Origin of the sequence: Serratia sp. NPDC078593 (genome assembly GCF_050268245.1) — a bacterium.
Taxonomy (GTDB): domain Bacteria; phylum Pseudomonadota; class Gammaproteobacteria; order Enterobacterales; family Enterobacteriaceae; genus JBNNGK01.
Map to the genome: position 1 here is coordinate 154,517 of NZ_JBNNGK010000002.1, position 8,599 is coordinate 163,115.

Sequence of the window (8,599 nt, forward strand, 5' to 3'; positions counted from 1 at the left end):
ATGAACAAATTTAAGATGAGTGCGCTTGCCGCACTGACGGCAACAGTCGGCATGTTAGGCAGTATTGGCAGTGCGATGGCCGATCAACAGTTGGTCGATCAACTGAGCCAGTTAACGTTGAATATTAAAATGCTGGATAACCGCGCGGCGGATAACGGTGTCGATTGTGCCAAACTGGGTGCTGATTGGGCATCGTGTAATAAAGTTTTGATTACGCTGGCGAATGATGGGCAAGATATTACGGGTAAAGACTGGGCTATTTTCTTTCACAGCCCGCGCCAGACGCTAAAAGTAGATAACGAGCAGTTCACCATTACACACTTGACCGGCGATTTGTATAAGCTGGAGCCAACCGACAGTTTTAGCGGTTTCCCGGCCAACAAAGCGGTTGAAATACCGATCGTCGCTGAATATTGGCAATTGTTCAAAACGGACTTTTTGCCACGCTGGTATGCGACATCGGGTGATGCGCAACCTAAGATGCTGGCCAATACGGATACCGAAGATCTGGATCAGTTTGTCGCTCCTTTTACCGGTGACCAGTGGAAGCGTACCAAGGATGATAAAAATATCCTGATGACGCCCGCGTCACGTTTTGTTAAGAACGCCGAGTTAGAAACCTTACCGGCTAGCGCGTTACGTGGGCAAATCATCCCTACGCCGCTGGAGGTTAAAATTCATCAGCAAGACGCCGATTTGAGCAAAGGCGTTGCATTGGATCTGAGTGCGTTAAGTAAACCGGTCGCTGACGTGGTTAGCGCCCGGTTCGCCTTACTTGGCGTTGCTGAGGCTGAAGGCGGCTACCGCATCAAGACGGATATCAAGCCGAATGTATTTAAAGATAAACTGGCGGTGCCGGGAGCCTATGAGTTGAAAATAGGACCTAAGCAGGCGGTCATTACCGGTTTTGATCAGAGCGGAGTGTTTTACGGTCTGCAATCCATTCTGTCGCTGATACCGAGTGACGGTAGTAAAAATATCGCTACGCTTGAAGCCAAAGATGCGCCGCGCTTCCAGTATCGCGGGGTGTTCCTCGATGTTGCACGTAACTTCCATCAGAAAGATGCCGTGTTGCGTCTGTTAGATCAGATGGCTGCCTACAAGCTGAACAAATTCCATTTCCACCTAACGGATGATGAAGGTTGGCGAATTGAAATCCCAGGTTTACCCGAGCTGACGGAGGTCGGGAGCCAACGTTGTCACGACCTAAGCGAAACCACCTGTTTGTTGCCACAGTATGGTCAGGGGCCGGATGTGTACGGCGGTTTCTTCTCACGTCAAGATTACATCGATATCATTAAATATGCGCAGGCGCGCCAGATAGAAGTGATCCCAGAGATCGATATGCCTGCTCATGCTCGTGCCGCTGTAGTATCGATGGAGGCACGCTATAAGAAATTACATGCGCAGGGTAAAGAGAAAGAAGCCGAGGAGTTCCGTTTGGTTGATCCAACGGATACCTCAAACACCACGTCGGTACAGTTCTTTAATCGCCAGAGCTACTTGAATCCTTGCTTGGATTCCTCCAACCGTTTCGTTGATAAAGTGATTGGCGAAATCGCGCAGATGCACAAAGAGGCGGGTCAACCGCTGAAAACCTGGCATTTCGGTGGTGACGAAGCGAAGAATATCCGTTTGGGGGCAGGCTATACCGACGTTAAGAACCCAGAGCCGGGCAAAGGCATTCTCGATCAAAGTAAAGAAGATAAACCGTGGGCAAAATCGCAGGTTTGCCAAAACATCATTAAGGAAGGCAAGGTTGCCGATTTGGAACACTTGCCAAGCTACTTTGGTCAGGAAGTCAGCAAGCTGGTTAAAGCCCACGGCATTGACAGAATGCAGGCTTGGCAGGATGGTCTGAAAGATGCTGAGAGTGCCAAATCCTTTGCCACTTCGCGCGTCGGCGTCAACTTCTGGGATACCCTCTATTGGGGCGGTTTCGATTCGGTGAATGATTGGGCAAACAAGGGATATGAAGTCGTGGTTTCAAACCCGGACTACGTGTATTTAGATTTCCCGTATGAAGTGAATCCAAACGAGAGTGGCTACTACTGGGGGACTCGATTCAGCGATGAGCGTAAAATGTTCAGCTTCGCGCCGGATAACATGCCGCAAAACGCCGAAACGTCTGTCGATCGTGATGGTAACTATTTTACTGCCAAGAGCGATAAACCATGGCCGGGTGCGTATGGTGTTTCCATCCAGCTGTGGAGTGAGATCGTGCGTACCGATACACAAATGGAATACATGATCTTCCCGCGTACGTTGTCGGTAGCTGAACGCGCCTGGCACCGCGCCAGTTGGGAACAGGATTATAAGGCCGGTCGCGAGTATAAAGGTGGGGAAACTCAGCTTGTCGATACGAAAAAACTGGATCGGGATTGGCTGCATTTCGCCAACCTATTGGGGCAACGTGAGTTGGCCAAGTTGGATAAAGGCGGTGTGAGTTATCGTTTACCGGTGCCTGGCGCACGTATTGTAGATGGCACATTGGAGGCCAATATTGCCCTGCCTGGATTGGCTATCGAGTATTCCACCGACGGGGGGCAGCAGTGGTTGCGTTATGACAACAGTGCCAAGCCAGCCGTGGCCGGTGAAGTACACATTCGTGCGGTCAGCCCTGATGGCAAGCGATTCAGCCGGATAGAGTCAGTGAAGGCGTAAGTGAGTAACGCCTCACCAGCGTGTCGGCGGGTGGGGCGGAGTGTGGTGAGTGAGAGCAGTAAGGCCGTATGGGTCGAAGTGTCGCTGCAATTGTTATCTTTTGACATGATTTCCCCCGGCGCGTCCGGGGATTTTTTTACCCAAAAAAAGACATAAAAAAACCGCCGTTGGGCGGTTCCTTGCGATAGATAAATTAGCGTTATTTTATGTTGTGCAGCGTGTCGTCTTCACGGCAATCCCCAATAGCGCAGTGGCCGTAGAGGTATAGGCTATGGTTGGTGAGTTTGATGCCGTGTTGCTTGGCAATGTCTCGCTGACGCGCTTCGATTGACTCATCACTAAATTCGATAACTTTGCCACAATCCAGGCAAATCAGGTGATCGTGGTGATGCTGTTGTGTCAGTTCGAAGACGGATTTTCCACCTTCAAAGTTATGGCGTGTCACAATTCCTGCGTCGTCGAATTGGTTCAGTACGCGATAAACTGTCGCAAGACCAATTTCTTCACCCATATCTATCAGTTTTTTATACAAATCTTCCGCGCTGACGTGATGGCAAGTCGGATCTTGCAGTACTTCCAGGATTTTGAGTCGCGGAAGCGTGACTTTTAAGCCGGCCTTCTTTAACGCGGTGTTGTTGTCAGTCATGCGGATTCAGTCCTGTTACTATGCTAATCAAGTTGAGGCATTTTTGCCTATGGCATCGGTCGGCACAAAGAATTAATTGCGTCTCATTATAGAACCGGTTGAGCTAAATAGAAACCGCCGGTTGTTAACAAAGATATATTCACACCGTTACATGTCACACATGCAACATCTTGATGGGCGGGATAAACCGTAACGCTAGTCTACCTTGATGAGGGAAGAAGTTACAATTTTGTAGCTTCTATTGCTTCAGTTTGCGATGCCGATAACGGCCCTGCGCTCGTGATGCGTTTGCAGGGCCTGGATAAAACCGTTTTGGTTACAAAGCGGTTTAGCCGATGATATCAGCCAGGCTCAGTTCTTCACTAATCTGTTTGACCCAAGCGCTTACGCGTTCGTCGGTCAATTCTGGCTGACGATCTTCGTCAATGGCTAAACCGATAAAGTGGTTATCGTCTGCCAAACCTTTCGAGGCTTCAAAGTGATAGCCTTTAGTTGGCCAGTGGCCAACGATCGCGGCACCGCGCGGCTCAATGATGTCACGAATGGTGCCCATTGCATCACAGAAGTACTCTGCGTAATCTTCCTGATCGCCACAGCCGAATAGCGCCACCAGTTTGCCGTTGAAGTCTATCTCTTCCAAAGTTGGGAAAAAATCGTCCCAGTCACATTGTGCTTCACCGTAATACCAAGTTGGAATACCGAGGAGCAGAATGTCGAATGCGTCCAGATCTTCTTTGCTGCTTTTGGCAATATCGTGAACTTCAGCCACATCGTCACCAAACTGCTGGCGAAGAATTTTTTGGATCATCTTTGCAATGTTTTCGGTATTGCCGGTGTCGCTGCCAAAGAAAATGCCTACGTTAGCCATATCGAATATAACCTTTAAATTCAATTAATTACAATTTTGATGCCTGACGCTTGCACCGATACTGTTTAAAACAACCGTATGATAAAGACCCAAGTCTTATCAATAAAGGCGTATCATGCCAGAAATATACTCTGGGGTTTTATCGCGTTTATGCGATGCCCGAAGAGAATGATGCGGAGATGATCCGGCGTCATCCTTAACGCCATGCCGCGTGTGCGGCTCATAAGATCAAAGTTCTGGCTGTTCTTCGGCCAGCTTCGCCAGCAGCATTTGCTCGATAAGCTCGCTGCGGCTGATATTACGCTGTTCCGCCAGTTTGTTCAGAGCGTCCACCGCATCCGCGTTGATTTTCAGTTCCACACGCCGCAATCCACGTACTTTATCGCGCCGTAATTGATTCCGCTTATTGATTCTAAGCTGTTCATCGCGGGATAACGGATTGGTTTTCGGGCGCCCCGGACGGCGTTCATCTGCGAACAGATCTAGCGTCGTGCGATCCGTTTGTTCTTTTGCCATAGGTAGCGGTACTGCAAGGGAGTTTGCATCAAAAAGCGTTTCACGCTTCAGGACGGTTCGGTTAATACAGTTCAGGTCGATACAACCTAACCCAAATTCACCCCCAACCTAGCGTCTGACAGCACGCTGGGTATGGCGGCAAAATTATAGCGCGCCATATTACCCCAGCAGGTAGAGCAACGACAATGCTTAACTGCGGTGCAAAGGGGCTAAGCTGCGCTCTTAAGCGCGATTTTCCACCAATTGATGCTCAGACGTCGTTAAGAAAACGATGAATAGCGCGCAGTACGGCCTGCGGTTTTTCCGCATGTACCCAATGACCGGTGCCCGCAATTTCGTGTGCACGCGCCAGTGGGAACTGGCGGGCGATAGCATCGCGATAGCTGTTCTGCACATAAGGCGAAAGCCCGCCGCGGATAAACAGAATCGGATGTGGCCAAGCAGGCACCTCTTGCCAGCCAAGAATGGTTTCATAATGCTCAATGAGGACCGGCAGGTTGAAACGCCATTCTCCCTGGTGGAATGATTTCAGTAAAAATTGGATCACCCCTTCTTCATCCAGCGTGTTCCGCATCAGCTCGGCTGCCTGTTGACGCTGTATGATACCTGCGGCGCTGACCGCGTTGAGCGCGGCAAAAATTCTATCGTGGCGGCGGGTTGTGTAATTCACCGGCGCTATATCAATCACCACCAGCTTTTCAATACGCGATGGCGCTATCGCGGTTAACGCCATCGCGGCTTTGCCGCCCATCGAATGCCCAATGACAAGCGCTTTTTTAATCTTCAGATCGTTCAGCAACGTCAGCAAGTCCTGCGCCATTGCCGGATAATTCATTTCCGGCGAGTGTGGCGACAGGCCGTGGTTGCGCAGATCTACTTTGATTAGCGGATGTTGCAGACTCAAATCGCGCGCCAACACGCCAAGGTTGTCCAGATTGCCGAATAAACCGTGGATCAGCACGATAGGCAGGGCGGTCGAGTGTTCAGCCGGTGCGGCTGACATTTGATAATGTAATTTCATGGCGAAGTTCATGACCGAGAGACATTCTGTTAGGGTATCATACACATTCGGATGATGGGTGAGTGCCGCTGCGTTAGCCAAATAAAATGTGTTAATCATGGGCTGGGCAACCAACAACGGTGCGCCGGTATCGTTTGACGTGTGCCAGCGAAAGGGAATTAGTCTGCTTTTGCCATGTTAAGGCACATTGTTATGTCAGCCTTGACACTTTAACCTTATAATCCCATGGCTTGAATGCAGAGCCTGGTTTCAGGTTCTACGTAGAAAAATACAGTACTGGATAAAGATGAAAACTATTGAAGTCGACGAAGAACTTTACCGTTATATTGCCAGCCACACGCAACATATTGGGGAAAGTGCGTCCGATATTTTACGGCGTATGTTGAAGTTTACCGCGGGCCAGCCGTTGCGTGCCGCAGTGAGCTCCGCCGCCTCTAGCGTGGAGCCGGAAAAGGCCGCCGCGCCACGCCCGCGCGATCGCGTACGCGCCATGCGTGAACTGCTGCTTTCGGATGAGTACGCTGAGCAGAACAAAGCCGTAAATCGTTTTATGCTGGTACTTTCCACGCTGTATACCTTGGATGCATCGGCATTTGCTGCCGCGACCGAGGCATTACACGGCCGTACCCGCACGTATTTTGCTGGCGACCAACAAACTCTGTTGGCAAACGGCACGCATACTAAACCGAAACACGTTCCGGGCACCCCTTATTGGGTGATCACCAATACCAATACTGGCCGCAAACGCAGCATGATCGAACATATCATGCTGGCTATGCAGTTCCCGACGGAACTGACTGAAAAAGTCTGCGGTACTATCTGATTTAGCGAACAGCCCGTTACTGTGGCCGTGCGCTATCTATCGCCCGGTCCTAGATCGGGGAAAGGGAGATAGGTTGATGGCGAATAATCCACGTGCCGGGCAACGGGCTCAGCAAAGTGATTTGATTAATGTGGCGCAGTTAACGTCGCAGTACTATGTGTTGCAACCGGAAACGGGCAATGCCGCCCATGCGGTGAAATTCGGTACCTCAGGCCACCGAGGCAGCGCTTTGCGCCACAGTTTCAATGAAGCACATATTCTGGCCATCGCCCAGGCGATTGCAGAAGTGCGCCAGCAACAGGGCACCACGGGCCCATGTTACGTTGGTAAAGATACTCACGCGCTGTCTGAGCCTGCCTTCATTTCCGTCTTGGAGGTGTTGACGGCGAACGGTGTCGATGTGGTTATTCAAGAAAACAACGGTTTCACTCCGACCCCGGCCATTTCGCACGCGATCCTCACCTACAACCGCAAAGGCGGCGCGCAAGCCGATGGCATTGTCATCACGCCTTCGCATAATCCGCCAGAAGACGGTGGTATCAAATACAATCCACCTAACGGCGGCCCGGCAGATACTAACCTGACATCAGTAATTGAAAAGCGCGCTAATGCGTTACTGGCTGTTCAGTTGCAAGGGGTACAACGTCAGTCACTGGATAAAGCCCGGAACAGCGGCCATCTGCATGCGCAGGATTTGGTGCAACCGTATGTTGAGGGGCTGGCGGAGATCGTCGATATGCCTGCTATTCAACGTGCGGGGCTGAAACTGGGCGTGGATCCGCTCGGCGGTTCCGGTATCGCCTATTGGCAGCGTATTGGCGAGCACTACAAGCTGGATTTGACGCTGGTTAACGATGCTATCGATCAAACCTTCCGTTTTATGCATTTGGATCATGATGGCATTATCCGTATGGATTGCTCGTCAGAATCTGCCATGGCGGGATTACTGGCACTTCGTGACAAGTTTGATCTGGCCTTTGCTAACGACCCCGACTACGACCGACATGGTATTGTCACGCCGAAAGGCCTAATGAACCCCAACCATTATCTGGCGGTGGCGATCAACTACCTGTTCCAGCATCGTCCACAATGGGGGGCTGACGTCGCCGTGGGTAAAACATTAGTTTCTAGCGCGATGATTGACCGCGTTGTGGCCGATTTGGGGCGCAAGCTGGTGGAAGTGCCGGTCGGGTTCAAATGGTTTGTTGACGGTTTGTACGATGGCAGCTTCGGTTTTGGCGGGGAAGAAAGCGCGGGTGCCTCGTTCCTGCGTTTCGACGGTCAGCCGTGGTCTACGGATAAAGATGGCATCATCATGTGCCTGTTAGCGGCGGAAATCACGGCCGTGACCGGCGAAAATCCGCAGCACCATTATGATGAGTTAGCCGCACGTTTCGGAGCGCCAAGTTACAACCGTATTCAGGCGCCGGCGACACATGCGCAAAAAGCGGCGTTAGCTAAGTTGTCGCCAGAAATGGTCAAAGCCAGCACGCTAGCGGGGGATGAGATTACCGCGCGTCTAACCGCCGCGCCGGGCAATGGTGCTTCGATCGGCGGGTTGAAAGTCATGACCGACAATGGTTGGTTCGCCGCGCGTCCTTCGGGTACCGAAGAAGCCTATAAGATTTATTGCGAGAGCTTCTTGGGGGCGGAACACCGCGCCAAGATCGAGCAAGAGGCGGTTGAGATCGTCAGTGAAGTGTTAGCCTCAGCGAAATAATACACTGACCGGCTACCCCTCAAGCGCTGTTTTTTGCAGCGCTTGAGGGTGATGATCACAACGTCTTAGCGTTATCCATTCAGTCTGCTCTTGCTCCAACCGCCAGTAGGAAACGACGGGCACTGATTACGTCAACATTGGCTGACGCCGTAGTGGTCAGGCATGCCTGACCTAGGGTTGATGATCACGCCGTCTTAGCGTTATACATTCAGCCTGCTTTTGCTCCAACCGTCAGTAGGAAACGACGGGCACTGATTACGTCAACATTGGCTGATGTCGTAGGGGTCAGGCATGCCTGATCTGCGGTTGATGATCACGCCGTCTTAGCGTTATACATTAAG

Annotated in this window: 7 protein-coding genes; 3 read left to right on the forward strand and 4 right to left on the reverse strand. The window is 51.2% G+C overall.

Annotation, left to right across the window (positions count from 1 at the left end; all coding sequences use genetic code 11):
• Entirely contained in the window at positions 1-2,664 is a 2,664-nt protein-coding gene (locus tag ACQKDS_RS02780) for a beta-N-acetylhexosaminidase (protein ID WP_399665515.1), read from the forward strand.
• A 199-nt stretch (positions 2,665-2,863) separates the two neighbouring features.
• On the opposite strand, the gene fur is transcribed toward ACQKDS_RS02780, so the two are convergent.
• The 4 genes from fur to ybfF all read right to left on the reverse strand — a co-directional run bounded on the left by fur (position 2,864) and on the right by ybfF (position 5,727).
• Positions 2,864-3,310 (reverse strand): ferric iron uptake transcriptional regulator, encoded by a 447-nt coding sequence (gene fur / locus ACQKDS_RS02785; protein ID WP_399665518.1) that lies wholly within the window; start codon positions 3,308-3,310, stop codon positions 2,864-2,866.
• A 328-nt stretch (positions 3,311-3,638) separates the two neighbouring features.
• Positions 3,639-4,178 (reverse strand): flavodoxin FldA, encoded by a 540-nt coding sequence (gene fldA / locus ACQKDS_RS02790; RefSeq protein WP_399665521.1) that lies wholly within the window; start codon positions 4,176-4,178, stop codon positions 3,639-3,641.
• A 228-nt stretch (positions 4,179-4,406) separates the two neighbouring features.
• The gene (gene ybfE / locus ACQKDS_RS02795) at positions 4,407-4,694 is read right to left on the reverse strand and encodes a LexA regulated protein (RefSeq protein ID WP_399665524.1); all 288 of its coding nucleotides are present in this window, start codon (positions 4,692-4,694) and stop codon (positions 4,407-4,409) included.
• 250 nt (positions 4,695-4,944) lie between these two features.
• The gene (gene ybfF, locus ACQKDS_RS02800; protein WP_399666219.1) at positions 4,945-5,727 is read right to left on the reverse strand and encodes an esterase; all 783 of its coding nucleotides are present in this window, start codon (positions 5,725-5,727) and stop codon (positions 4,945-4,947) included.
• 274 nt (positions 5,728-6,001) lie between these two features.
• Here ybfF and seqA point away from each other — a divergent pair, with 274 nt between their 5' ends.
• Both seqA and pgm read left to right on the forward strand, forming a co-directional pair.
• Positions 6,002-6,538: a replication initiation negative regulator SeqA gene (gene seqA / locus ACQKDS_RS02805; RefSeq protein ID WP_399665527.1), complete on the forward strand. Its 537-nt coding sequence runs from the start codon at positions 6,002-6,004 to the stop codon at positions 6,536-6,538.
• A gap of 76 nt (positions 6,539-6,614) precedes the next feature.
• On the forward strand, positions 6,615-8,258 hold the full coding sequence (gene pgm, locus ACQKDS_RS02810) for a phosphoglucomutase (alpha-D-glucose-1,6-bisphosphate-dependent) (protein WP_399665530.1): 1,644 nt from the start codon (positions 6,615-6,617) through the stop codon (positions 8,256-8,258).
• Positions 8,259-8,599: the final 341 nt, after the last annotated feature.